The following is a 24,468-nucleotide window of genomic DNA, read 5'->3' on the forward strand; positions in this document are numbered from 1 at the left end:
TGACCGGGCGCAGCGTTCTGTTGGTCGCGTGCCTCTAGATTCTGCGCCGGCGCCAGGAAGGCGCTCGTGAATCAGCCATTCAAGGAGGAATATTCATGGCCACACCTGTACGACTCGTACTGCGACCTACCCTGACCGGGCTACTTGCTCTGGCTGTCAGCCTGCATGCGCAGGCATTCATGCCGGATGAAATTCTCGGCTACGACACCGACCTGCCGCTGACTGCGCAGACGTCCGTCGACAGCGCCTTTGGGCACGACAATGGCTGGCAGTCCACGTTGCTACCGGTAGGCACGGTATTGGATGTCGTGTTGTCGGGTTTCATCTGTCTGCATCTCAGCAGCGAGTTGACCTCGGAAGTATTTGCCGGCGCAGAGGAAAAGATCGTCGGAGCCCACGATGATGCTGCTTTGTACCTGGCAACGGAGGGCCGCTACGAAGGCGTGCACCTGGAGGCTGCAATCGAGCACCTGCGTCGGTTTCGTCAGTTCGATACCTATTCGCGGCAGGCGCTGAGCGAGCTGCTCCTGCTGGTGTCTTTGCCGCGAGCAGACGGCGGCGTATAACGCCGGCCGCCCTACCGGCGTTGGCCTGTTGGCCTAAAGGAACCAGCGGTACTCCCGCGCACTGACCTCATTCATGAAGTCCAGGTGATCCTGGCGCTTGTTCTCGCAGTAGACGAAGACGAACTCGCTGCCCAGTTTCTCCTTGATCACCTCGTGCGAGGCCATCGCCGCCACGGCGGTGAGCATGTCCTTGGGGAAGTCGATGCCGCTGCCGCGGTCCTCGTTGAGCGAGGGGATCGGCTCGCGTGCCTGATCGAGGCCGTACTCCATGCCGCTGAGGATGGCGGCCAGCACCAGATACGGGTTGGCGTCGGCGCCGGCGATACGGTGTTCGATGCGCAGGTTCTTGCCGTCCGACTCGGGGATGCGGATGCACGCGTCGCGGTCCTCGAAGCCCCAGCTGGCCTTGCTCGCCGAGTTGACCATGGCGCCATAGCGGCGGAACGCGTTGTGGTTGGCGGAGAAGATCGGCATGCAGTGCGGCAGCAGCTCCAGGCAGCCGGCCACGGCATGGCGCAGCGGGCGCTGCTGGTCGCCGTCGAGCAGGTTGTTGCCGGCTGCGTCGTACAGGCTGACGTGCACGTGCATGCCGCTGCCCGGCGCCTGCAGGTAGGGCTTGCTCATGAAGCTGGCGCGGTAGCCGTGCTGCATGGCCACGCCGCGGGTGCTGCGGGTGAACAGCGCGGCCCAGTCGGCGGCCTGCAGGCCATCGTCGCAGTGGGCGAAGTTGATCTCGAACTGGCCGGGGCCGAGCTCGGCGGTGATCACGTTGGCCGCCACGCCCTGCTCCAGCGCCGCCTCCACGGTTTCGTGGAGCACGTCGGAGAAGCGCGTCAGGCGTTCGATGTGCATGTTCGGCTGGTCGTCGGCGTCACCGGTCAGCGGGTCGCGGGGGAACTGTGGCAGGCCGTTTGAAAGTGCCCGGTCGAACAGGTAGAACTCCAGCTCGAAGGCCACCACCGGGCGAATGCCTCGGGCCTGCAGGCGCTTGAGCACGCGGGCCAGCACCTCGCGCGGCTCGAACTCGATGGGCGCCTCGGTGCCGTCGGAGCTGATCAGCATCTGTCCCATCGGCTGCTTCTCCCAGCGCACTGGCTTGAGCGTGCCGGGGATCAGCCGGCGCGGCGCGTCCGGGTCGCCATCGTTGAAACAGTAGTCGCCAATCGGGTGCAGGCCACCCTGGGCGCCGAGCAGCACGCAGTTCTGCGGCACCTTGAGCGGGCCGCCGGCGGCGACCTTCTCGAGCATCTCCAGCGGGTAGCGCTTGCCGTAGAAATGCCCGGGGATGTCCAGGCAGATCAGCTCGACATAACGCACATCGGGGTTGGCGGCGCGGAAGGCACGGACTTCGCTGAGCAGGTCGGGGAATGTCGTTGTTGTGGTCATGGTGGCTATCTGCACGGGTCAGGTGAAGACCCAGAGGACTCGCGTCGGTTGGTCGGAAAGATTGGCGTAGCGAAATTGCGCGTGCGGCGGCAGCTGGAAACTGTCGTTGCGATAGAGGGTCACCGGCTCGGCGTGGTCATCGCCGTACCAGACGGTCAGCTCGCCTTCGAGGACGAAACCGCCCTGCTCGGAGCTATCGTCCAGATGGCCCTCGCCGCTGGTGGCGCCGGGCTCCAGATGGCTTTCGAGCATGGAGAAACCGGCCGACATGCTCGGCGAGGCCAACACATCGGTGATGCCGCCGGCGTAGTAGAGCGTGCGGCGCTCGTCCGGGCGGGTCACCCAGCGCACCGCGCGGGGCTTGTTCAGGCTGTAGAAATAGGTGGTCGGCACGCCCAGCGCTTCGCTGATGGTGGTGAGGTCGGCCACGGTCGGGCGTGACAGGCCGCGTTCGACCTGGGAGAGGAAGCCCACCGAACGGCCGATGCGTTCGGCCAGTTCATTGAGGGTGACGTTCTTGTGCTTGCGCAGATCGCGCACCAGGATCGCCAGGCCTTCGATTTCATCCTGCATGTCCATCGGTATTTCCTGTGTTGCCGTCAGGCTCAGCTGGGTGCTGAGCGGTGTTTGCCTGAGCGTGGCCTTGTGGTGCGCACGGCGCACCGTACGGGAAGATCAGAAGCTGTCGCGCAGCCGATACCAGGCCTTGCCCACCGCCTCGATTGGCGCGGCCAGCAGGTCGCCACCGGGGAAGCGCGGGTTGCTCAGACCCTGGTACAGGCCGAGCAGGCGTTCGTCACCGAGAATGGCATCGCTCACCGCGCGGGCGGCGGCCAGGGTCGGCAGGATGCCGTGGCCGGAAAAGCCCTGCAGCCAGTACTTCTGCCCGCTGCGCCCGACATCCGGGGTGCGCTGCATCGTGCAGTCGATGTGCCCGCCCCAGCCGTAGTCGATCTGCACACCGCGCAGCTGTGGGAACACCCGCTCCAGATACGGCCGCGTGGCCGCCGGCACGTCCTTGGGGATGCCGCCCAGGTACGTGCAGCCGCCGCCGAACAGCAGGCGGTTGTCCGGGGTTACACGGAAGTAGTCGGGGACGAACTGGTTGTCGATGGCGCAGGTGCCGCGCGGGAATAGCGAGCGCGCCAGTTCCGGGTCCAGCGGTGCGGTAGCCACCTGGTAGGAGCCGACCGGCAACAGGCGTTTCGCCAGGCTACGGTCGAGGCGATCAATGTAGGCGTTGCAGGCCAGTACCAGGACGTCGCCCTGTACCTCGCCCTGCTCGGTGCGTGCCACATAGCCGTCGGCCGTCTCGCGGTAGTCGAGTACCCGGCTCTGCTCGAAGATGCGCCCACCGGCTTTCTCGATGGCATCGGCCAGGCCCTGGGCGAGCTTCAATGGATTGAGGTGGGCGGCACCGCTGTCGTACAGCGCGCCCAGGTAGCGCGGGCTGGCGATCCACTCCGACAGCTCGTTCCTGGGGATGAAGCGCAGCTGCCGGTAGCCGTACTTGTCTGTCGCCTCCTCCTGGCTTTCCTGCAGTTGCCGCACACGGCGTGGCAGTACGGCGGTGTAGAGCGCGCCGGCGCGGTAGTCGATATCGAAGCCATGGCGTTGCGGCAGCTCGCGCATTTCCTCGGCGGCCCAGACCATGCTGTCCCACAGTTGCCGTGCGCCTTCCAGGCCGAGGGCCTTCTCGAACGGCGGCATGTCGCACGACCAGCCCGGCAGCGCCTGTCCGCCATTACGCCCGGATGCGGCCCAGGCCAGGCGGCTGGCCTCCAGCAGCACAACACTCTTGCCGGCTAGCGCCAGACGCAGGGCGGTGTGCAGGCCACTGAAGCCGCCGCCGATGATCAGGATCTGCGTCTCGCTGCGACCCTCCAGGCGCGGGCGCAGTGGAAGGCTGCCGTAGGTCGCGGCGTAATAGGTGCCGATGTGCTGTGCAGACTGCTTGAACATGAAAGGCTCGTGAAATTTCTTGTTAGAAAGTTCATGAAAAAATACACGATAGAATTCACGCGGCCAAGCGCAGGCGTCCGAAATCGGCGCAAATGCCCAGCAATCACCGGGTGCGGGTGTTTTCAGGATTCATGGAGTTGCGGCGCGGATCAGTTCAGCCAGGGTTCCTGCGCCAGGCATTCGCTCAAGTAATCGACGAAGCAGGCGATTCGCGAGGCCAGCGCCGTGTTGCGGTAGTAGACCGCGTTGATCGGCTGGCGCACCTCCAGGGTCTGGGCCGCGAGCACCTCGACCAGCGCGCCGCTGGCGCGATCCCCGGCGGTCATGAAGTCCGACAGGCAGACCAGCCCGGCATCGGCCAGGGCCAGCTGGCGCAGCGTTTCGCCGCTGGACGACTTGAGCGTCGGCACGATGCTCAGGCTGTCGCCGAGGGCGTGGCGCAGCGGCCACAGGTTGAGGCTGTCCGGCTGGGTGAAGCCGAGCAGGTCGTGGTGCTCCAGGGCCGTCACCGAGTCGGGCGTGCCGTGCGCGGCGAGGTAGGCCGGGCTGGCCAGCACGCGTATGCGGCTGCTGCCGAGTGGTCGCGCATGCAGGCTGGAGTCGCGCAGCGGGCCGATGCGGATGGCCAGATCGGTGCGCTGCTCGATCAGGTCGATGATCTGCTCGCTGCTGTGCAGCTCCAGCTCGATGGCCGGGTAGCGCGCGCGAAAGCCCGCGACCAGGCGCACGATCACATGCAGCATGAATGGCGAGGCGGCGTTGACGCGCAGGCGCCCCGCCGGCCGCTGGCGGCGCAAGGCCATCTGTTCCTCGGCCTCCTCGACACTGGCGAGAATGCGCCGCGCCTGGGCGAGAAACGCCTCGCCCTCCTCGGTCAGCTCCAGGCGCCGGGTGGTACGGCGCAGCAGGGTGACGTCGAGCTTCTCCTCCAGCCGGCTGAGCGCCCGGCTGACACCCGATGGCGTCTGCCCCAACTGCTCGGCGGCCGCGGTGATGGAGCCGCTGTCGACCACGCAGGTGAGGGCGAGCAGTTCATCGAGGGTGGTTTTCATTGTTGATCTTCAAGCAATTGTTTACGGGACAGGATGGGTTTTCTCGCATGAGTTTGGCGAGGAAAGGCGGTGTCGGCAACGGGCGCCATGACGATGTGGCCCAGTTGAGCGATGACGCTGTGAGGTGCTTGTCCGGCCCTATGCCCAGCACCGGCACGACCCGGTCCGCTGTGCTCTGCCACGGGTATTCCGCGCTGCCGGACATATCCTGATAGATCATTTGTTGGCGTCAGTGACTTGTCAGTGCTGCTCAATTTGTGCTCAAGTTCGCCCCCGCGCTGGCGGAGACTGGCTCAAGAAGAACAAAACACCAGTCACACAATGGTTTTTTCGACTTCTTGAGGCCTCCCATGAAGACCTGGTTCGGCAACCTTACTGTCACCTACAAACTCGGCCTGGGCTTCGGCCTGGTGCTGGCCCTTACGCTGTTGCTGGCGATCACCAGCTGGAACAGCATCAACGGCCTGATCAACCGCAGCAACTGGATGGGCGATATCGCCAGCCTCGACTCCGAGTTGACCAAGCTGCGCGTCACCCGCCTGCAGTACATGGTCGCCAACGGCGACGAAGCCGTGGCGCAGACCGTGCTCACCGCGCTGGACAACTACGAGCGCCTGCAGGAAGACGTGACCGCGCGCTTCAAGAGCCCGGAAAACCTGCAGCGCCTGCAGCAGCAGGGCGAGGTCATCGACGACTACCGCGTTTCGCTGAACGCCATGCGCGCCGGCTACCAGGCCCGTGCCGCGGCGCGTCTGGAAATGGTCGGCAGTGCCCAGGCGGCGCTGGCGGCCTTCGATGCCCTGGCCGCAGCCGTGGGGCAGCGCCCGGACGAGCCGGATCGCTTCAGTGACTTCCAGGCTGTGGCAAAGGCCCGTGAGGAGCTGCTGCTGGCGCGCTACGAAGTGCGCGGCTACATCTTCACCGCGGATGCCAAGTCCGAGCAGCTGGCCATCCAGCAGCTGGAGCAGGCCAAAACCATGCTCGGGCGCCTGGATGACAGCTTCGACGCCAGCCTGATCGCGCCAGCCACCCAGGCCCTGGCTCGCTACGAAGCGGCAGTGAAGCAGTACAAGGCCAGCATCGAGACGATCAACACCGCCCGTGCGGAAATGACCACCCAGGGCCAGGTCATCGTCAAACTCGACGAGGAGCTGATGAAGATCCAGTTCGAGCGCCGCGATGCCGAAAGTGCCAGCGCCCTCTCCCTGCAGATCTTCAGTGCCCTGCTGGCGCTGGTGCTCGGTGCCCTGGCCGCGGTGATCATCACCCGCCAGATCACCCGTCCGCTGCGCGAAACCCTGGGCGTGGTCGAGCGCATCGCCGCTGGCGACCTGACCGCCGACCTCAACACCCAGCGCCGCGACGAACTGGGCCTGCTGCAACAGGGCGTGCACCGCATGGGCGTGAGCCTGCGCGAGCTGATCGGCGGCATCCGCGACAGCGTCACGCAGATCGCCAGCGCCGCCGAGGAGCTGTCCGCGGTGACCGAGCAGACCAGTGCCGGGGTGAATATCCAGAAGGTCGAGACCGACCAGGTCGCCACCGCCATGCACGAGATGGCGGCGACCGTGCAGGAGGTTGCGCGCAACGCCGAGAGCGCCTCGCAGGCGGCCAACGAAGCCGACGGCGAAGCCCGTGAGGGCGACCGCGTGGTGGCCGAGGTGGTGGCGCAAATCGAGCGCCTGGCCGTGGAAGTCGGCCGCTCCACCGATGCCCTGCAGGTGCTGCAGCAGGAAAGCGACAAGATCAGCGGCGTGATGGACGTGATCCGCGCGGTCGCCGACCAGACCAACCTGCTGGCGCTCAACGCGGCCATCGAGGCAGCGCGGGCTGGCGAGGCCGGGCGTGGTTTCGCCGTGGTCGCCGACGAGGTGCGCAGCCTGGCGCAGCGCACGCAGAAGTCCACCGAGGAAATCGCCGAGCTGGTCACTGGCCTGCAGAGCGGCACGCAGCAGGTGGCCGAGGTGATGCACAACAGCCGCACCCTCACCGACAGCAGCGTGGCCCTCACGCGCAAGGCCGGCGAGGCGCTGGAGGGCATCACCCAGCGCGTGTCGAGCATCCAGTCGATGAACCTGCAGATCGCCGCCGCCGCCGAAGAGCAGAGCGCCGTGGCCGAGGAAATCAGCCGCAGCGTGATCAACGTGCGCGACGTCTCCGAGCAGAGCGCAGCGGCCAGTGACGAAACCGCCGCCTCCAGCGTCGAGCTGGCGCGCCTGGGGACGCAGTTGCAGACCCTGGTCAGCCACTTCCGCGTGTGACGCGCGCAGTGGTGCGGTGCTAGAGGTCAGCTGAAAGGCGCGTGAGGAATGCAGGCGTAGGGTGGGGTCACGCTTTACCGATCCACCAGACGCGGCGCCCACGAAAAAGCCGCTGCCTCCTCACGGAAGCAGCGGCTTTTTGTTGGCGCAATGGATCAGGCGCGGGCGCCGCGGACCCCTTCGGCCAGGGCGGCGCACAGGCTCAGCACGCCGTCGATGGCCTGCTGGTCGTTCTCGGCCTTGCCGATCTGGTCGATCAGCGCCGAGCCGACCACCACGCCGTCGGCCAGGCGGGCGATGGTCGCCGCGTGTTCCGGGGTGCGGATGCCGAAGCCGATGCTGATCGGCAGGTCGGTGTGGCGACGCAGGCGCGCCACGGCTTCCTGTACGTGTTCCAGAGTCGCCGATCCGGCGCCGGTGACGCCGGCCACGGAGACGTAATAGACGAAGCCGGAGCTGCCGTTGAGCACGGTCGGCAGGCGCTTGTCGTCGGTGGTCGGCGTGGTCAGGCGGATGAAGTCGATGCCCGCAGCCTGGGCCGGGTCGCACAGGTCGACGTTATGTTCCGGCGGCAGATCGACCACGATCAGGCCATCGACACCGGCTTCCTTGGCGTCTGCCACGAAGCGTTCGACGCCGTACTTGTGGATTGGGTTGAAGTAGCCCATCAGCACCAGCGGCGTGGCCTGCTCGTCCTTGCGGAACTCGCGGACCATCTGCAGGGTTTTCACCAGGTTCTGCTTGGCCGCCAGGGCGCGAATGTTGGCCAGCTGGATGGCCGGGCCGTCGGCCATCGGGTCGGTGAACGGCATGCCCAGCTCGATCACGTCGGCGCCGGCGGCCGGCAGGCCCTTGAGGATCGCCAGCGAGGTGTCGTAGTTGGGGTCGCCAGCGGTGACGAAGGTCACCAGGGCGGCGCGGTTCTGTTGTTTCAGCTCGGCGAAGCGCGTCTGCAGGCGGCTCATATATGTTCTTCCTGTTCGTCGTAGTGGTGCATGACGGTTTGCATGTCCTTGTCGCCGCGGCCGGAGAGGTTGACCACCATCAGATGATCCTTGGGCAGGCTCGGTGCGCGCTTGAACACTTCGGCCAGGGCGTGAGAGCTTTCCAGCGCCGGGATGATGCCTTCCAGGCGGCAGCACTGGTGGAAGGCGGCGAGCGCTTCCTTGTCGGTGATCGAGGTGTACTCGACGCGGCCGATGTCGAACAACCAGGCGTGTTCGGGGCCGATGCCGGGGTAATCCAGGCCGGCGGAAATCGAGTGGGCGTCGGTGATCTGACCGTCGTCGTCCTGCAGCAGGTAGGTGCGGTTGCCGTGCAGCACGCCGGGGACGCCGCCGTTCAGGCTGGCCGCATGCTGGCCGGTCTCGACGCCGTGGCCGGCGGCTTCCACACCGATGATCTGCACGCTGGCGTCATCGAGGAACGGGTGGAACAGGCCCATGGCGTTGGAACCGCCGCCGATGCAGGCGACCAGCGAGTCCGGCAGGCGGCCTTCCTGGGCCTGCATCTGGTCGCGGGTTTCGCTGCCGATCACCGCCTGGAAGTCGCGCACCATCGCCGGGTACGGGTGCGGGCCGGCCACGGTGCCGATGATGTAGAAGGTGTCGTGGACGTTGGTCACCCAGTCGCGCAGGGCTTCGTTCATCGCGTCCTTGAGGGTGCCGGTGCCGGCGGTGACCGGAATCACCTTGGCGCCCAGCAGCTTCATGCGGAACACGTTGGCCTGCTGCCGATCGATGTCGGTGGTGCCCATGAAGATCACGCATTCCATGCCGAAACGCGCGGCCACGGTGGCGGTGGCCACGCCGTGCATGCCGGCGCCGGTCTCGGCGATGATGCGTTTCTTGCCCATGCGCTTGGCCAGGAGGATCTGGCCAATGCAGTTGTTGATCTTGTGCGCGCCGGTGTGGTTCAGCTCTTCGCGCTTGAGGTAGATCTTCGCCCCGCCGCAGTGCTCGGTCAGGCGCTCGGCGAAGTACAGCGGGCTCGGCCGGCCGACGTAGTCGCGCTGGAAGTAGGCCAGTTCCCTGGCGAATTCCGGGTCGGCCTTGGCCTTCTCGTATTCGGCGGCCAGGTCGTGGATCAGCGGCATCAGGGTTTCGGCAACGTACTGGCCGCCAAACGAGCCGAACAGGCCGTTGGCGTCAGGGCCGTTGCGGTAGGAATTCTGTGAACCAGGCATGGCAGGCATCCGTGGGGTAGTCAGACAATGGCGCCAGTTTACGGCGGCAAGGCGGGATGAAAAACCGATTATTGCGCGCGTAACTGTGAGTTTTGATCAATAATCAAATGATCTGGCGGACAAGGAGTGTACCGATGCGCATGGGCTGGTTGTGGATTTTTCCGGGTATTGGTGCCTTGATGCTGGCGCTGGCCATTGGTCTACTGCTGCTTCGCCTGGAGGCGCAGACGGTGATGGTCGCCGGGCAGGGTACGGTGGTGGATGTCAGCGGTGGCTGCCCTACCATTGAGTTTTCCACCGAGCGCGGCGAGGCCGTGCAATTCCGTGCCGGGGTCTGCAGCAACCCGCCGAGCTTCGATGTGGGTGAGTCGGTGGCGGTGCTCTACGAGCCGCTCAAGCCGGACCAGGCGCACCTCGACACGTTCATGGAGAACTGGTTTGCCAGCCTGGTGGTCGGTGGTATTGGCAGCGTGTTCCTGCTTCTCGGTTCGCTGTTCGTGCTGCCGCCGCTGCTGGCGCGTCGACGGGCCGCCGAGCTGCGTGTGAGCGGCACGCCGGTGTATGCCGAGCTGATGGAAGTGGCGCGCAACGAGGCGCTCAGCGTCAACGGCCGGCATCCTTGGAAGATCGTCGCGCAGTGGCATAACCCGGCGACGCAGAAGGTCCACCTGTTCTCCAGCGAGAACCTCTGGTTCGACCCCAGCCCTTACCTCAAGGATAAGCAGATGCGCGTACTGATTGACCCGCAAAAACCCAAGCGCTACAGCATGGATGTCAGCTTCCTGCCGCAGCTGGCCGACTGAGCATGAGCCAGGAGCTGCCCTCGCTCAATGCCCTGCACGCCTTCGAGGCGGCTGCGCGGTTGCTCAGCGTCAGCCGCGCGGCGGACGAGCTGCACGTCACCCACGGCGCGGTGAGCCGGCAGATCCGTGCGCTGGAGGAGCAGCTTGGCGTGGTGCTGTTCGTCAAGGATGGCCGCGGCCTCAAGCTCACCGACGCCGGTGTGCGCCTGCGCGATGCCGCCGGCGATGCCTTCGGCCGTCTGCGTGAGGTGTGCAGCGAGCTGAAACGGCAGACCCACGACGCGCCCTTCGTGCTGGCCTGCCCCGGCAGCCTGCTGGCGCGCTGGTTCATTCCGCGTCTGGACCGCCTCAACCGCGACCTGCCGGAGCTGCGCCTGCAGCTGTCCGCCAGCGAAGGCGAACTCGACCCACGGCGCCCCGGCGTGGACGCCACCCTGCTGTTCGCCGAGCCGCCGTGGCCGGCCGACATGCAGGTCTACGAACTTTCGGCCGAACGCATCGGCGCGGTGCTCAGCCCGCGCTATGCCCGGCATGCCGAATTGGCTGGGGCACCGGCCAGCGCGCTGCTCGGCGAACCGTTGCTGCACACCGTGTCGCGCCCGCAGGCCTGGCCGCAGTGGGCGGCAGCGTATGGCTTGCAGGTGGACAAGCTGCAGCAGGGGCAGGGCTTCGAGCATTTGTATTTCCTCCTCGAAGCGGCGGCTGCCGGCCTCGGCGTGGCCATCGCGCCGCAGCAGCTGGTGGTCGATGACCTGTCGGCCGGGCGCCTGGTTGCGCCCTGGGGCTTCGCCGAAACCTCGGCCCGCCTGGCGCTGTGGGTGCCGGCGCGGCGCCTGGATCGCCGTGCCGAACGCCTGGCCGAATGGCTGCGCAACGAGCTGAGCTAGAACGCTGCGGCCCAGCATTCTGCCGAGCTTCAGGAAGGCTTATGTGTCGTCGTAGGGTGGGCTTCGTGTCAGGCGCAGCTTTCGTGTGGCTTGTACGGACGCGGAGCGTCCTGAAATGCGTTCCCACGCGGAGCGTGGGAACGATCAGATCAGAAGTCGCCGCGCAGGGTCGGCATGTAGCTGCGTGGGGCGCCGAAGATGCTGCCGCGATCCTGGGCTGATACCGGCGGGAGTAACGGTGATCAGGTTTTCCCCTGTGCCTCAGAAGTCGTAGCGCAGGTCCAGCATGGCGTTGCGCGGCGCGCCGTAGTGGCCATAGCTCCCGGCCATACCGGCGTAGTACTTCTTGTCGAAAAGGTTGTTGATGTTCAACGTCGAGGTGAGGTGCTCGTTGATCTGGTAGCGGGCCATAAGGCCGGCGACGGCATAGTCGTCATCCTTCACCTTGGCGTTGTTGTAGCGGGAGAAGGTCAGCGATTTGCCAGAGTTCCAGTTGACGCCCCCGCCTACCGTCAGTTTTTCCCAATCCCCAGGAAGGCGATAGGTACTCCAGAGCCGGAAGGTGTCCATGGGTAATTGGGTGGTCAGGCGCTCTCCATCAGCGTTCTCAGTTCGGGTATGGGCGTAACCAGTCTGAACGTTCCAGCCCGGAGTGACCTCGCCTGCAATTTCGAGATCAAGGCCTTTGGTTTTAGCGCCGTCGACTGCTCGTGAGGCAGCGGCTCCAGTGGGTGTCGTTTGGCCCGGATCCAGCTCTGCAAAGTTGTCCCGCTCTACCCTGAACATGGCGGCATTGGCATTCAGGCGACCATTGAAGAATTCGCCTTTCCAGCCCAGTTCGTAGTTCTTGCCGACCACTGGATCGAGCACTTGGCCGTCCTTGTCCATGGCCGTTTGCGGCTTGAAGATGTCGGTGTAGCTGATATAGACGGACTGCTCAGGCGTCAGGTCGTAGACCAAGCCCGCGTAGGGGGTTACTTCACCGCTCGCGCGCATCTTGCTAGGGGTATGAGTTTTGGCTATCAGCGAGGTGAGGCTGGAGTCATAGCTGTAGTTCGAGGCCCGCGCGCCCAACAGCAGATGCAGCTCATCCGTGAGGTTGAAACGGTTGGCTATGTAATAGCCGCTTTGGCGGGTCTTGATATCGAATATCAAGGATGGTGTATAGGCTCCCCGGGCCAGTTGGTTGTCCCACGTGTAGAAGTTGAAACTTGCTATGCCGCCTGACAGGGAGTCGTGGTTGTTTTCGTATTCCGCGTAGCTGTAACCAAAGACAAGCTCGTGGGCGCGACCTAGCAGCTCGTAGGTGCCCTGCAGGTTCACGTCCGCCCCTTTCTGCACCTGGTGAGCCGAGATTTTCGCGCGCTCGGCGCTGGCCGCTCCGGTCGCCTGGTTCAGGTAGCTGAAGCCCGATGTGCTGCGGTACCAACCCAGGTCGGCATCACGATCAACATCCATGTAATTGGTAGCGACTTTGAGCGTCCAGTCATTACCCAGCTGCTGCTCCAGAGCGAAGGAGTAGTTCAGTGTTTCGAAGTCGTCGTACATCCAGCGCGCACCGGAGCTGGTGGATCGCGAAAAATCAGTTTGCTGACCATTTGTGTACAGCAGAGGAACACCAGCGGAGCCGGTCGATTTGTATTTCTGGTAGTCGATGCCAAAGCGCACAAGGGTGGTGTCGGTCAGGTCGGTTTCGATGACCCCGTAGGCAAGTTCGCGTTTCTGCCCGTACCAGTCCATGAAGCTCTGATTGTCCTGTTTGGCAGCGACCAGGCGACCGCGTACATCGCCGCTTTCGGTCAGCGGGCCAGAGACATCCGCTTCGCTGCGGTAGTTGTCCCACGAGCCAACGCTGCCTTGGATATAGGACTTGAATTCACGAGTGGGCTTCTTGCGGATCAGGTTGATCACACCGCCTGGCTCACCGGCTCCGGTCATCAATCCGGTGGCACCGCGGATAATTTCGACCCGGTCATACAGAACCATGTCCAGCAGGGTACTGGGCATGTTGCGCGTTTGGTTTTCTTGGCTGGTAGTGACGCCATCGAACTGGTACGTGTCGATGGCGCTGCCGCGGGAATAGATGTTGAAGCGCTCACCGCCATCTTGGGACATGGTGATGCCCGGGGTCTGGTTCAACACATCGGTCACACTGGCCAAGTGCTGATCGTCCATGCGCTGACGTGTCACGACGCTTATCGTCTGTGGTGTCTCACGGATCGACAGGTTCATCTTGGTGGCAGTGTTGGTAACGCCTGTGGTGTACGAACCAGTGCCCTCGGTCGTCGCGCCCAGGCCGGCCGCGTTGACGCTGGTGGCGCCCAGCTCCAGTGCGCTGCCGCCTTGCGGCTTGATCAGCACGTAACGTTTCTCCCCCGCCTGCTGCACCTGCAGCCCGCTGCCTTGCAACAGCCGGGCAAACCCTTGCTCCAGCTCGAAGCTGCCCTGCAGGCCGGGCGATTGCAGGCCGGCGGTCTCCTCGCTGCTGAAGCTTATGGTCACGCCGCTGGCGGCGGCGAACTGGCTGATCGCCGCGGCCAGGCTGCCGGCAGGAATGCTGTAGGCCAGCGGTTCGGCCCAGGCCGCGCTGGTGGCGAGAGCCGAGCCGCAGAGGCTCAGGGCCAGAGCGGCGTGACGGATGCTGCGGGCGAGCGGGGAAGGTCGGGTGGACATCAAGGGGCTCCTGTTGGGTTGGCATGGGCGTCGTCTGATGCGCGCGTGCAGGTGGAGCCGAAGCAGTGAGAAAAATCTGTTACCCCTGGCGCGAAAAAATCTCGCCGGGCTGAGCGACGAACGATCAGTGGCAGGCCGAGCGGCACGGCTGTGTAGAGTGGGGCAGCGACGCTGAGCGTCGATGCAGCACGCAATACGAATGGGTGTGCGCTGCGTAATCGAGCAGGCGATGTTTCGCCGCGTACGGAGCGTGGATTGCAGAGCGTGATGGTTTCGCGAGCACTTCCGCTAACCGTAGAGGCCACCCTAGGTGTGTTGCCTGGGCTCGATGCGCACCCAGTAGCGGGTCAGGCGGCGCAGCTGGATCGGCAGGGCGTCCTGCAGGCTGGCCAGGGCGGCTTCGCTGTCGTCGAGGTTGAAGGCGCCGGACAGACGCAGCTCGCCGACCTGCTCGGCACAGCCGAGGTAGCCGGGGCGATAGCGCGCGAGTTCGGCGACCACATCGGCCAGGCGCCAGTCCACGCTCACCAGCATGCCGCGGGTCCAGGCCTGGGCATCCGGGGCCATGGGTTGCAGCGCACCGCAGCGGTCGGCGGCAAAGCTCAGGCTCTGCCCGGCATCCACGCGCACCACCTGCTCGGGCGCCAGTTGCGGGCGCACTTGCACGGCATGTTCGCTGACCACCACGCGGCTCAGGCCGGGCTCCTGGCGCACACTGAAGCGGGTGCCGAGGGCGAGGATGCGGCCTTCGGCGGTCTGCACGCTGAGCGGGCGCGCATCCTTGCCGGTGTGGATGAGGACTTCGCCCTGGCGCAGGTGGATCAGGCGCTGCGTCGCGTCGAAGCGAATATCCACCCGCGTGTCGGTGTTGAGGTCGAGGCGGCTGCCATCGGCCAGGGTCAACTGCCGACGCTCGCCAACGCGGGTGGCGTAGTCGGCACTCAGCGGCGATACCCGATAGCCCTGCCAGCCGACGGCACCGGCACCAGCCAGCAGCACGAGCATCTTGATCGCGCTGCGCCGCTGCTGGCGCGCCTGCTCCAGGGTGACGCTGGCCAGCCCGGCAGGTGCACTGCCCAGGCGCTGCTGCAGTTGCTCGATACGCGCCCAGGCTTGCACATGCTGCGGGTCGGCGGCGAGCCAGGTCTGCCACTGGGCGCGCGTGAAGTCGTTGGCACTGCTGTCGTGCAGGCGCACGTACCAGTGCACAGCATCGTTGAGGACGGCCTTCATGCGTCGTCCAGCAGCAGGCAGTGCAGCAGTGCGCGAGCCAAGTGCTTGCGCACGGTGCTGACCGACACGCCGACGCGTTCGGCGGCCTTTTCGTAGCTGAGCCCGTCGAGCTGCACGGCGAGGAAGATCGCCCGTGTGCGCGGGCCCAGGCCGTCGAGCAGGCGGTCGATAGCCATCAGGCTGTCGAGGATCAGCACGCGGGTTTCGGCAGACGGCGCGTACAGCTCGGGACGCGCGGCCAGTGCGTCGAGGTAAGCCTGTTCCAGGCTGCGGCGGCGGTAGAGGTCGATCACCAGGCCGCGGGCGATGGTCGCCAGGTAGTGACGCGGCTCGCGCAGGGAGCCGGCAGTGCGCGCCAGCAGCACGCGAATGAACGTGTCCTGCGCCAGGTCGGCGGCATCGGCAGAGCAGTTCAGGCGCTGGCGCAGCCAGCCACGCAGCCAGCCGTGGTGCTGGCGATAGAGCGCATCCACCTGAGCGTGGGACGTATCGGGGTACAGCGTGGACATCCCGACTCCTGGAGACAAATTCGCGAATAAGAATTTGTCGCAATTCTACGGGTGCGGGTGGTCGGTTGGGAATGCTTGCGAAGGGCGCGGGTGAAAAACCGGCGGGCTTGCTCGTCGCAGGGTGGGTTTTAGCCCACCGATACGGGCTCAGAGTGGTGGGCTGAAGCCCACCCTACGAAGAGATTTTGATGGTTCCCACGCTCTGTGTGGACCCCCGCCGAATGGCGCTCCGCGTCATGCGCGGCAGATGAAGTCCGTGCGGGCAAACCGGACGCGGAGCGCGGGAACGATCGGATCAGAAGTCGCCGCGCAGGGTCAGCATGTAGCTGCGTGGGGCGCCGAACAGGTTGACCCGGTCGGTGCCGTCGGCGGCTACGTAGTACTTGCGGTCGAGCAGGTTTTCGCCAACCAGCGCGACCTGCCAGTTCTGGTCGAGCTTCCACGCCACGCGCGCATCCCAGATCGCCCGCCCGGCGGCGCCGTAGGTGTAGCCATCCCAGGTCTCGTTCTCGTAGCGCGACTGCGCGGAAACACCGGCGCCGACGGTCAGGCGGTTCCAGTCGCCCGGCAGGGTGTAGCTGGTCGACACCCGTGCCAGGTGCTTGGGCGTATCGCTGGAGACCGGGCCGCCACTGCTGCTGCTGCTGCGGGTCATGTTGTAGGTGTAGCCGGCCAGCATCTGCAGGCCCGGCAGCACTTCGCCGCTGACTTCCAGATCGACCCCCTTACTGCGCTGCACGGTGCCGTTGATGTAGCAGGTGTCCCACTCGTCGTTGTCCGGGCACAGTCCGCTGTTGGCGGTATCTTCCGCCATCACGTCTTCCTGCTTCACGTAGAACAGCGCCGCGGAGAGGTTCAGGCGTTTGTCGAACAGCTCGCCCTTGATACCGGTTTCGTAGTTGACGCCGACTGCGGGCTTGAGCGCCGCGCCGCTGACGTCACGGTAGCGGCTCTGCGGCTGGAAGATGTCGGCGTAGCTGGCGTACCAGGACCAGTTCTGGTCGATGTCGTAGATCAGGCCGGCAAATGGCGTGACCTGGCCGGTCTCCTTGGTGACGTAGTCGTCGATGTTGCTGTAGACCTGGCGCTTGTAGTCGAAGTCATAGTCGAACCAGCTGACCCGCGCGCCGAGGATCAGGCTCAGCGGCTCGGACAGGTGCAGGCGGGTGTTGGCGTAGAGGCCGTAGCGCTCGTCCACCAGGTCGGTGATCGAGGTCCAGGCCGGGCGCGCCGGTCTGGCGAAGGCGTGGTGGTTGACGTCGAACACGTCGACCGGCACGCGATCGGCCACCGAGAAGAAGATGTCGGCCATCTTGTCGTTCACGTTCTGCTGCGACCAGTTGGCGCCGATGGTGACCTGGTGAGTCAGGCCGAAGGCCTCGAAGCTGCCGTCGACGTGGCTGTCCACGCTCTTGCTGGTCACGTCGAGTTCGCGGAACTGCACGCCGCGGAAGGTCGAGCCGGCCTGCGTCACCGGGTTGATCGCGCCGCGGGCGTAGGCCAGGTCCTGCTCGAAGCCCCCGTCGGAATAGGTGAAGGAGGTGGTGCTGGTCCAGTCGTCGTTGAAGCGGTGGTCGAGTTCGACGAAGGCTTCGTTCATCTCCGTTTCATGGCGGTTCCAATCCTGCACCAGGGCGGTGGAGCGGGAGATGTCGAGGGACTGGCCGTTGCTGTAGCGCGGCAGGCCGAAGATCGAATAGCCGTCGATCCGGCCGGTCTGCCGGCGCAGGCTGAAGGTCAGCGTGGTGTCGTCGCTGAGGTCGCCTTCGACGATGCCGTAGAGCAGCGGGGTTTTCGATTTCTTCTGGTCGAGGTACGAGCCCTTGTCCTCGTAGGCGGCGACGAAGCGCCCGCGCAGGGTGCCGGCGTCGTTGAGCTTGCGGCTGCCATCCAGGTCCAGGCGATAGTTGTCCCAGGAGCCGACGCGGGTGCTGACCGAGAACTTCGGCTCGGCGGTGGGGCGCTTGCGCACCAGGTTGACTGCGCCGCCCGGATCGCCGGCGCCGACCAGCAGCCCCGCGGCCCCGCGTAGCACTTCGACACGGTCGTAGATCGCCATGTCCGGCGGCAGCCAGCCGGTCACTGTGTAGGCCTGCCCGGGCACGCCATCCATCAGGTAGCTTTCCTCGCCGAGCACGAAGCCGCGCGACTGGAACACGTGGGCGCCGTAGTTGCGCTGGCTGAAGGTGATGCCCGGAGTCTTGGCCATCACCTGCTCGAGGCTGGTGAGGTTCTTGTCGTCCATCACCTGGCGGGTCATCACGCTGACCGATTGCGGGGTTTCGCGAATGGATTGCGCGGTCTTGCCGATGGTCACGGCACCGGTGGTGTAGGAGCCCGTGCCTTCGGTGGTGCTGCCCAGGCCGGTGGCGTTGACGCTGGTGGCGCCGAGTTCGAGGGAGTCGCCGCTGTCGACCGCCACCTCCAGTGCGTAGTTGCCTTGGGCGTTGATGGCGCGCAGGCCGGTGCCGCTGAGCACGCGGCTGAAGCCTTCATCCACGGCGAAGCTGCCGTTGAGCCCGGCGCTGTGCTTGCCGGCGGTCAGGCGCGAGTCTGCCGAGAGCAGGATGCCGGCTTCGCTGGCGAAGCGGTTGAGCACCTGGTCGAGGTTTCCGGCGGGGATGGCGTAGCTGCGCACCTGTTCGCTGGCGGCAGGCGCGGCTTGGGCCTGCGGAGCGATCAGCAGCGGGCTGGCGGCCAGCAGGCCGGTGAACAGCGCGCGGCGAATGGAAAGGTGGAGCCGGGTACGGTGCGAAGTGGGCAGGTACGGCATTCTGGATGATCCTCTTGAGAATGCTTCTTGATTGATTTCAAGGGGTATCCCGAACGAGTCGGCAAAACCGACAAGGCCAGAGTGAAGTTTTTTGCGGGTGGCTTCTGGGCTGCTGTGGGCGTGGGTTGTCAGGTGCAGGTGTACAGCCGGTTGTTGATCGTTGTTGATCGTTCCCACGCTCTGCGTGGGAACGCATGCTGAGGACGCTCTGCGTCCGTAAGGTCCAGCGCTGGAGGATGGTCTGCGGCGCGGAGCGCTACGGGCGGCATTCCCACGCGGAGCGTGGGAACGATCAACGTAGCCATCACGCACGTCCGGATGGCTAAAAACGATGGATAGTCGCGCGCGCCGCCAGCCCTCCTACGCAAGGCGTGCGCGCGGGCCGACCGTGACCCAGTAGCGGGTCAGGCTGTGGACATCCACGGGCAGCGATTGCTGCAGGGCGGTCAGTACGCGGTCGGTGTCGGCCAGCGGAAACACCCCGGTCAGCGGCAGCTCGGCCACGGCCGGGTCGCAGCGCAGCACGCCAGGGCGGTGCCGCGCCAGCTCGGCGAGAAAGCGTCCCAGCGGCATGCGCTCGGCCACCAGGCGACCGTCGTTCCAGGCGATGGCGTTGGGGTCCGCGCGGCCGATTTTGCCCAGGCGCACGGCGGAGAACCAGCGTTGCTGCCCGGCCTGCAGGCGCGTGACGGGCGCGTGCCGCGGACGCAGTTCCAGCTCGCCCGCGAACAGGTCGACGCGGCTGCCGCCGTCGACCTGGTACACCGAGAAGCGCGTGCCCAGCGCCTGGATTTCACCGGCAGCGGTCTCGACGATCAGCGGCCGCCGGGCCGGGTCCTCCGCGCTGTCGAGCAGCAGCTCGCCATCGAGCAGGCGGATACGCCGCTCGTGGGCGCTGTAGCGGATGTCCACCGCGCTGGCGCTGTTCAGGCTCAGGCGGCTGCCATCCGTCAGGGTGTACTGCTGACGCTCGCCGGTACCGCTGCGCAGGTCGGCCAGCGCCTCGCGCCAGGGCAGCTGCGACTGCGCCAGGTAGCCCGTGCCGCCGATCAGCAGCAGGCTGCCGAGCAGCTTGAGCGTCTGCCGCCGTCGTGCGTCCGGCATGTCGCGCAGCACACGGCGGGCGGTGTCTGTCGGCACCGCGCCGAGGGTGCCCTGCAGGCGTTCCAGGCGTTGCCAGGCGCGGCTGTGCTCGGGGTTGGCCGCCTGCCATTCGGCGAAGCGGCGCTGCTGTTCGCCATTCAGCTCGCCGCCCCAGTGCAGCATCAGCCAGTGGCTGGCCTGCTCGACGATGGCGGGGGCAATTGGGGCGTCGGCGTGGTTCATTCGGCGTACAGCACCTGGTAGCAGGCGGTGATCGCGCGCTGCATGTACTTCTGCACCGAGCTGACGCTGACTTGCAGGCGCTCGGCGATCTGCGGGTAGGTCAGGCCCTCGAACTGCGACAGGAGGAAGGCCTCGCGCACCTTGGCCGGCATGGCGTCGAGCATGGCGTCGATCTGCAGCAGGGTCTCGATGATCATGGCGCGGGTTTCCAGCGAGGGCAGTTCCGGTTCCGGCAGCGCGGCGAAGCTGTCGAGGTAGGCCTGTTCGATGCGCTGGCGGCGCCACTGGTCGATGACCAGGTTGCGCGCGATCTGCGCCAGGTAGAGCCGGCCTTCGCCCAATGCCGGCAGGCGCCGGCTCACCAGCAGACGCAGGAAGGTGTCCTGGGCGATGTCGGCGGCGCGCTCGCGGTCGCCCAGGCGCTTGCGCAGCCAGCCCTGCAGCCAGCCGTGGTGGTCGCGATAGAGATCGTGCAGATCCTGCGGGGGCGGTACGTCGGGGAATGTCGTGGACATTCGCCCCTCCATGAACATGAGACGCAAATAAGAACGTGTCTCAAGTCTACGGGTGTGCGGCGGGATTGGGAATGGTTCGAAGGTAGAGGGCGTTTTGGTTTCGACGCCTTCTCAGCGCCTCGGGAACGGAGAGTAGGGTGGGCTTCAGCCCACCGATGAGATGAGGGAATGGTGGGCTGAAACGGAGCGCCGCCCGGCCCACCCTACGGTCGACCTGAAGCCTCGTGAGCCACGGACGCGGAACGTCCTCAGGTGCGTTCCCACGCAAAGCGTGGGAACGATCAATTGCGGCGTTCGGTGACGGCGGGGCTCAGAACTCGGGCGTGTACTTGACGCTGAACATCAGGTTGCGCGGGTCGCCGAAGTTGTTGCTGCCGTCCACGGCGGCGAAGCCGGGCAGGTAGTAGCGCTTGTCGAAGAGGTTGTTGGCGTTGAGCGCCAGGTCGATCTCCGGGGTCAGTTCGTAGCCCAGGCGCGCGCTCCACACGGTGAAGCCGGGTACGTCGAACTCACGGTCGAAACTGACGGTATGGCTCTGCGACGTGAAGCCGCCACCGACGCTGACGCGGTTCCAATCGCCCGGCAGCTGGTAGTCGGCCCACATGCGCAGCATGTGCTTGGGCGTCCACTGGCTGTAGATGCTGCCCTCGTTTTCCGGATCGTCGATGAACTTGGTGGTGTTGTAGGTGTAACCGGCGAACAGTTGCAGGTCGGTCAGCACTTCACCGCTGATCTCGGCTTCCAGGCCCTGGCTGCGCACCTTGCCGGAGGTCGTCGAGCAGTACCAGCCGTCACAGGCGTAACCCGAGGCTTCGTCAGTCACTGCACGGTTCTTTTGGTCGTAGCGGAACAGCGCCAGCGAGGTGTTGACCCGGCCGTCGAGCAGTTCGCCCTTGAGGCCCACTTCATAGTTGCTGCCGATCACCGGTTCGAGCATCTGCTGCTGCGCGGTGCGCCCGCTCTGCGGTTCGAACACGTCGGTGTAGCTGGCGTAGACCGCCCACTCGCGGGTCAGGTCGTAGACCAGGCCGACGTAGGGGGTGACCTCGCCGGTCTCGCTCATGCTGTCCTTGTAGTCGTCGTCGGGCAGCATGTAGGCGTAGTCGTACCAGCTCACACGGCCGCCGATGACGGCGGTCAGCGGTTCGGCCAGCTTCACCCGCCAGCTGCCGTACAGGCCCTTCTGGCGCACGTCGTAGGCGGCATTGGTGGCGCGGCCGCCTGGCGAGGCGAGGATGTCCGCCAGGGTCGGCTCGGGGCGGTGGTGGTCGATGTCGAAGATATTGCCGCCCGCCACGAAGCGCCGCGCGTAGAAGTCGTTCGAGGTGTACTTGGAGTAGTTGCCGCCGACGGTGATTTCCTGCTCCAGGGACAAGGCCTCGAACGTGCCGTTGAGGTACATGTCCAGGCCGAGCTTTTTCGACTCGAAGTTGGTGATCCAGTCGGCGAAGTTCAGGCCGCTGCCGTCAGCGGCGACATCACCGTGCATGCGCTGGTGGACCGAGTCGTTGTGCTCGTTCATGCGCAGGGCCGAGGCCTTGACGCGCCAGTTGTCGTCGAAGCGGTGTTCGAGGTCGAGGTAGACGGTGGTCTGCTCGATGTCGTTGCGGTTCCAGCTGGCGCCGCTGTAGGTCGAGCGCGAGAAGCCGATGTCGCTGCCGTCCGGGTAACGCGGCAGGCCGCGCACCATCGGCCGCGAGTCGAGGTCGGAGTTGCTCATGCCGATGCCCAGGGTGGTGTCCGGGCTGAGGTCGACGTCCAGCGAGCCGTACAGTGAGGTGGTCTTGCTCCACGCGTAGTCGGTGAAGGAGTGGCTGTCGTCCTGGTCGACCACCATGCGCCCGCGGATGCTGCCGCTGTCGTTCAGCGGGCCGCCGGCATCGGCCTGCAGGCCGTAGCGGTCCCACGAGCCGGCCTTGCCGGTAAGGCTGACGGTCGGCGCCATCTGACCGCGCTTGCGCACCAGGTTGATCGCCCCGCCGGGGCTGCCGGCGCCCTGCAGCAGGCCGGCGGCACCTCGGAGGATTTCCACGCGGTCAAAGAACACCAGGTCCTGGGTCGCCCAGTTACCCAGTACATAGAAGTTGCGCGGGACCGGCACGCCGTCGTACTGCCAGTCGTCGATCTGGAAGCCGCGCGAGGAAATCACCATGCCCGGGCCGATGCCGGTGGCGCCGACCAGGCCGGTGGTGTGGTTGACCGCGTCACGCAGGTCGGTGATGTCCTGATCGTCCAGCTGCTGGCGGGTGATCACGGTGACCGACTGGGGAATTTCCTTGAGCGTATGCGTGCCCTTGCCGATGGTCACTGCGCGGGCGGCGTAGGAGCCGCTGCCTTCGGTGGTGGCGCCTTGCAGGTCGGCATTGACGCTGGTGGCGCCCAGCTCCAGTGAGCCATCACCTGCGCTGGCGGGCTGCACGCTGAAGTTGCCACTCTCGGTGGTGCGCAGCTCCAGGCCGCTGCCTTCCAGCGCGCGCTGCATGGCCTGGATGGCGGTCATGCTGCCGCGAATCGCCGGTGCCTGCTTGCCCTTCACCAGTACCGGCTCCAGCGATACCACCTGGCCGCTCTGGCTGGCGATGGCATTCAGCGTCACGCCCAGGCTGTCGGCCGGCAGGTTGAATTCGAGCACCTGCTGCTGCGCGGCAGGCTGGGCGTAGACGTAGCCGAGCGGGCCGCTGGCGGCGAGCGCTACGGCGATGGCAATGGCGCGGGGCCAGGGTTTGGACACGAGGTTTCTCCTGAGTAAGTGGGCGATATCAGGAGATAGGTGGGATGAGAAATGAAAACCGGACACGGATGGGAATAATTTTCATAAATATTTTTCGCGACCCGCCGCAGAGCCCGCGACTCACTCCCGTGGGCCGAGCAGGGTCAGCCACGGGCCATAGCGCTCGACGCGGATCGGCAGGGTTTCTGCCAGAGCGGTGAGCGTGCGCTGCGGGTCGTCGAGGAGGAACACGCCCTGCACGCGCAGATCGCGCACCGCCGGGGCGACGCGGATCAGCCCCGGCTGGTAGGGGCGCAGCGCGTCGATCACGCTGCCCAGCGGCTCGTCGAGCACGCTCAGACGGCCGTCGAGCCAGTCGGCGCGGTGCAGCTGGCCGCTGCCGAGCAGTTCGATGCGCGCCGGGTGCAGTAGAGCGGCGTCACCCTGCTGCAGATCGGCGCTGCTGGCGCCACTGCGCAGACTCAGGCGCACCGCGTGTTCGAGCACCACCACGCGTGTTGCCTGTTCGTCCTGGCGCACCAGGAAGCGCGTGCCCAGTGCGCGGATGTCCCCCTGGGCGCTGCGCACGATGAACGGTCGTGCGGCATCCGGTGCGACCTGCACCACCAGTTCGCCGTGGCGCAGGTGCAGCAGGCGGCGGCTGGCATCGAAGTCGAGGTCGACCGCGCTGCCGGCATTCAGGCTCAGCTGGCTGCCATCGGCGAGGGTGAAGCGGCCGCGCTGGTTGCCGGTGTGCAGGTCGGCGAGCAGCGCCTGGCCCGGCTGGCTGCGCGCGGCGAGCCACAGGCCGCCGCCGAACAGACCGACGCCGACCAGGCCGCGCAGCACGTCGCGGCGCGAGGTGGCCGGTTGCAGCAGCACCTTGCGTGCCTCGCCGGCCTGGCCGGGGGCGCGACGCTCCAGGTTGCGCAGGGTGTCGTAGTGGCCGCCGAGGCGCTCCTGCAGACGAGCCCAGGCGTCGGCGTGGCTCGGGTCACTGGCCAGCCAGCGCTCGAAGCGTGCCTGCTGCTGCGGCTCGATGTGCCCGGCACGCAGGCGCACCATCCAGTCGATGGCTTCTTCGCTGGCGCGGTCGAGGCTGGCGCTCATGGCGTGGCCCCGCTGAGGTAGCACTGGCGCAGGGCCTGCTTCATGTAGCGGCTGACGGTGCGTTCGGAGAGGTCCAGGCGCCGGGCGATCTCCACATAGCTGAGGCCGTCGAGCTGGCTGTAGAGGAACGCGGTCTTCACCACCAGCGGCAGGCCGGCGAGGCTGCGGTCGATGGCGGCGATGGCTTCGACCAGCAGCGCCTGTTCTTCCGGCGATGGCGCCAGCTGTTCCGGCAGCGCGGCGAGGCGTTCGAGGTAGGCGAGTTCCAGCTGGCGGCGGCGATGGCGGTCGAAGATCAACCGGCGCGCGATGGTCGAGAGGTAGGCCCGCGGTTGTTCGATGCTGTCCGGGTCGACGCGTGAGGCGAGCAGCTGGCAGAAGGTTTCCGCGGCGGTGTCTTCGGCATCCGCACGGCTACGCAGGCGGCGCTGCACGTGCTGCAGGAGCCAACGATGGTGGTCGCTGAAGAAGAAACCGAGCTTGCTGCTCGACGGAATGGCCACGCGGGTAATTCCAA

19 protein-coding genes and 1 pseudogene are annotated in these 24,468 nt (G+C 66.1%); 5 read left to right on the forward strand and 15 right to left on the reverse strand.

Annotated features, from left to right (window positions below; all coding sequences use genetic code 11):
- Positions 1–95 precede the first annotated feature (95 nt).
- Positions 96–566, forward strand: a complete 471-nt coding sequence (locus IB229_RS10140) for a DUF2388 domain-containing protein (RefSeq protein ID WP_192327813.1) — start codon at positions 96–98, stop codon at positions 564–566.
- A 33-nt stretch (positions 567–599) separates the two neighbouring features.
- On the opposite strand, the gene IB229_RS10145 is transcribed toward IB229_RS10140, so the two are convergent.
- From IB229_RS10145 to IB229_RS10160, 4 genes are all read right to left on the reverse strand, one after another.
- Entirely contained in the window at positions 600–1,952 is a 1,353-nt protein-coding gene (locus IB229_RS10145; RefSeq protein WP_192327816.1) for a glutamine synthetase family protein, read from the reverse strand.
- 18 nt (positions 1,953–1,970) lie between these two features.
- A complete protein-coding gene (locus tag IB229_RS10150; RefSeq protein WP_192327819.1) occupies positions 1,971–2,531 on the reverse strand; it encodes a helix-turn-helix domain-containing protein in 561 nt (186 codons plus the stop codon).
- Positions 2,532–2,627: 96 nt separating this feature from the next.
- On the reverse strand, positions 2,628–3,914 hold the full coding sequence (locus IB229_RS10155) for an NAD(P)/FAD-dependent oxidoreductase (protein ID WP_192327821.1): 1,287 nt from the start codon (positions 3,912–3,914) through the stop codon (positions 2,628–2,630).
- Between the two features lie 149 nt (positions 3,915–4,063).
- Positions 4,064–4,966, reverse strand: a complete 903-nt coding sequence (locus IB229_RS10160) for a LysR substrate-binding domain-containing protein (protein ID WP_192327824.1) — start codon at positions 4,964–4,966, stop codon at positions 4,064–4,066.
- Between the two features lie 485 nt (positions 4,967–5,451).
- Here IB229_RS10160 and IB229_RS22240 point away from each other — a divergent pair.
- Together IB229_RS22240 and IB229_RS22245 are read left to right on the forward strand one after the other, a co-directional pair.
- Positions 5,452–6,324, forward strand: a pseudogene (locus IB229_RS22240) (methyl-accepting chemotaxis protein); the annotation flags it as partial.
- A 198-nt stretch (positions 6,325–6,522) separates the two neighbouring features.
- A complete protein-coding gene (locus tag IB229_RS22245; protein WP_412547794.1) occupies positions 6,523–7,227 on the forward strand; it encodes a methyl-accepting chemotaxis protein in 705 nt (234 codons plus the stop codon).
- Between the two features lie 155 nt (positions 7,228–7,382).
- On the opposite strand, the gene trpA is transcribed toward IB229_RS22245, so the two are convergent.
- Together trpA and trpB are read right to left on the reverse strand one after the other, a co-directional pair.
- Entirely contained in the window at positions 7,383–8,192 is an 810-nt protein-coding gene (gene trpA / locus IB229_RS10170; protein ID WP_192327830.1) for a tryptophan synthase subunit alpha, read from the reverse strand.
- Positions 8,189–9,412: a tryptophan synthase subunit beta gene (gene trpB / locus IB229_RS10175; protein WP_192327833.1), complete on the reverse strand. Its 1,224-nt coding sequence runs from the start codon at positions 9,410–9,412 to the stop codon at positions 8,189–8,191. Before trpB ends, trpA begins: the two co-directional genes overlap by 4 nt.
- Positions 9,413–9,546: 134 nt before the next feature.
- Between trpB and IB229_RS10180 the strand changes: the two genes are divergently transcribed.
- Entirely contained in the window at positions 9,547–10,215 is a 669-nt protein-coding gene (locus IB229_RS10180; protein ID WP_192327836.1) for a DUF3592 domain-containing protein, read from the forward strand.
- Positions 10,216–10,217: 2 nt separating this feature from the next.
- Complete coding sequence (locus IB229_RS10185; RefSeq protein WP_192327838.1) at positions 10,218–11,102, forward strand: LysR family transcriptional regulator; 885 nt, start codon at positions 10,218–10,220, stop codon at positions 11,100–11,102.
- 261 nt (positions 11,103–11,363) lie between these two features.
- On the opposite strand, the gene IB229_RS10190 is transcribed toward IB229_RS10185, so the two are convergent.
- The 9 genes from IB229_RS10190 to IB229_RS10230 all read right to left on the reverse strand — a co-directional run bounded on the left by IB229_RS10190 (position 11,364) and on the right by IB229_RS10230 (position 24,454).
- A complete protein-coding gene (locus IB229_RS10190; protein WP_192327841.1) occupies positions 11,364–13,775 on the reverse strand; it encodes a TonB-dependent siderophore receptor in 2,412 nt (803 codons plus the stop codon).
- A gap of 306 nt (positions 13,776–14,081) precedes the next feature.
- A complete protein-coding gene (locus tag IB229_RS10195) occupies positions 14,082–15,008 on the reverse strand; it encodes a FecR domain-containing protein (protein WP_192327845.1) in 927 nt (308 codons plus the stop codon).
- Entirely contained in the window at positions 15,005–15,517 is a 513-nt protein-coding gene (locus tag IB229_RS10200; RefSeq protein ID WP_192327847.1) for a sigma-70 family RNA polymerase sigma factor, read from the reverse strand. Before IB229_RS10200 ends, IB229_RS10195 begins: the two co-directional genes overlap by 4 nt.
- 295 nt (positions 15,518–15,812) lie before the next feature.
- Positions 15,813–18,290 carry a TonB-dependent siderophore receptor gene (locus IB229_RS10205; RefSeq protein WP_225578946.1) on the reverse strand — a complete coding sequence of 826 codons (2,478 nt, stop codon included), beginning with the start codon at positions 18,288–18,290 and terminating at the stop codon, positions 15,813–15,815.
- A gap of 360 nt (positions 18,291–18,650) precedes the next feature.
- A complete protein-coding gene (locus tag IB229_RS10210) occupies positions 18,651–19,616 on the reverse strand; it encodes a FecR domain-containing protein (RefSeq protein ID WP_192327850.1) in 966 nt (321 codons plus the stop codon).
- The gene (locus tag IB229_RS10215) at positions 19,613–20,131 is read right to left on the reverse strand and encodes a sigma-70 family RNA polymerase sigma factor (RefSeq protein ID WP_192327853.1); all 519 of its coding nucleotides are present in this window, start codon (positions 20,129–20,131) and stop codon (positions 19,613–19,615) included. Before IB229_RS10215 ends, IB229_RS10210 begins: the two co-directional genes overlap by 4 nt.
- Before the next feature lie 310 nt (positions 20,132–20,441).
- On the reverse strand, positions 20,442–22,862 hold the full coding sequence (locus IB229_RS10220; RefSeq protein WP_192327856.1) for a TonB-dependent siderophore receptor: 2,421 nt from the start codon (positions 22,860–22,862) through the stop codon (positions 20,442–20,444).
- Positions 22,863–22,982: 120 nt separating this feature from the next.
- Positions 22,983–23,951 carry a FecR domain-containing protein gene (locus IB229_RS10225; protein WP_192327859.1) on the reverse strand — a complete coding sequence of 323 codons (969 nt, stop codon included), beginning with the start codon at positions 23,949–23,951 and terminating at the stop codon, positions 22,983–22,985.
- The gene (locus IB229_RS10230) at positions 23,948–24,454 is read right to left on the reverse strand and encodes a sigma-70 family RNA polymerase sigma factor (protein ID WP_192327862.1); all 507 of its coding nucleotides are present in this window, start codon (positions 24,452–24,454) and stop codon (positions 23,948–23,950) included. Before IB229_RS10230 ends, IB229_RS10225 begins: the two co-directional genes overlap by 4 nt.
- Between the last annotated feature and the right edge of the window lie 14 nt (positions 24,455–24,468).

This window comes from Pseudomonas sp. PDM14 (genome assembly GCF_014851905.1).
Taxonomy (GTDB): Bacteria; Pseudomonadota; Gammaproteobacteria; order Pseudomonadales; family Pseudomonadaceae; genus Aquipseudomonas.

Excerpts from the sequence above, each read along its gene's own strand:
- IB229_RS10140 (WP_192327813.1), top strand. The coding sequence starts at position 96 with ATGGCCACACCTGTACGACTCGTACTGCGACCTACCCTGACCGGGCTA.
- IB229_RS10145 (WP_192327816.1), bottom strand. The coding sequence starts at position 1,952 with ATGACCACAACAACGACATTCCCCGACCTGCTCAGCGAAGTCCGTGCC.
- IB229_RS10150 (WP_192327819.1), bottom strand. The coding sequence starts at position 2,531 with ATGGACATGCAGGATGAAATCGAAGGCCTGGCGATCCTGGTGCGCGAT.
- IB229_RS10155 (WP_192327821.1), bottom strand. The coding sequence starts at position 3,914 with ATGTTCAAGCAGTCTGCACAGCACATCGGCACCTATTACGCCGCGACC.
- IB229_RS10160 (WP_192327824.1), bottom strand. The coding sequence starts at position 4,966 with ATGAAAACCACCCTCGATGAACTGCTCGCCCTCACCTGCGTGGTCGAC.
- IB229_RS22245 (WP_412547794.1), top strand. The coding sequence starts at position 6,523 with ATGGCGGCGACCGTGCAGGAGGTTGCGCGCAACGCCGAGAGCGCCTCG.
- trpA (WP_192327830.1), bottom strand. The coding sequence starts at position 8,192 with ATGAGCCGCCTGCAGACGCGCTTCGCCGAGCTGAAACAACAGAACCGC.
- trpB (WP_192327833.1), bottom strand. The coding sequence starts at position 9,412 with ATGCCTGGTTCACAGAATTCCTACCGCAACGGCCCTGACGCCAACGGC.
- IB229_RS10180 (WP_192327836.1), top strand. The coding sequence starts at position 9,547 with ATGCGCATGGGCTGGTTGTGGATTTTTCCGGGTATTGGTGCCTTGATG.
- IB229_RS10185 (WP_192327838.1), top strand. The coding sequence starts at position 10,218 with ATGAGCCAGGAGCTGCCCTCGCTCAATGCCCTGCACGCCTTCGAGGCG.
- IB229_RS10190 (WP_192327841.1), bottom strand. The coding sequence starts at position 13,775 with ATGTCCACCCGACCTTCCCCGCTCGCCCGCAGCATCCGTCACGCCGCT.
- IB229_RS10195 (WP_192327845.1), bottom strand. The coding sequence starts at position 15,008 with ATGAAGGCCGTCCTCAACGATGCTGTGCACTGGTACGTGCGCCTGCAC.
- IB229_RS10200 (WP_192327847.1), bottom strand. The coding sequence starts at position 15,517 with ATGTCCACGCTGTACCCCGATACGTCCCACGCTCAGGTGGATGCGCTC.
- IB229_RS10205 (WP_225578946.1), bottom strand. The coding sequence starts at position 18,290 with ATGCCGTACCTGCCCACTTCGCACCGTACCCGGCTCCACCTTTCCATT.
- IB229_RS10210 (WP_192327850.1), bottom strand. The coding sequence starts at position 19,616 with ATGAACCACGCCGACGCCCCAATTGCCCCCGCCATCGTCGAGCAGGCC.
- IB229_RS10215 (WP_192327853.1), bottom strand. The coding sequence starts at position 20,131 with ATGTCCACGACATTCCCCGACGTACCGCCCCCGCAGGATCTGCACGAT.
- IB229_RS10225 (WP_192327859.1), bottom strand. The coding sequence starts at position 23,951 with ATGAGCGCCAGCCTCGACCGCGCCAGCGAAGAAGCCATCGACTGGATG.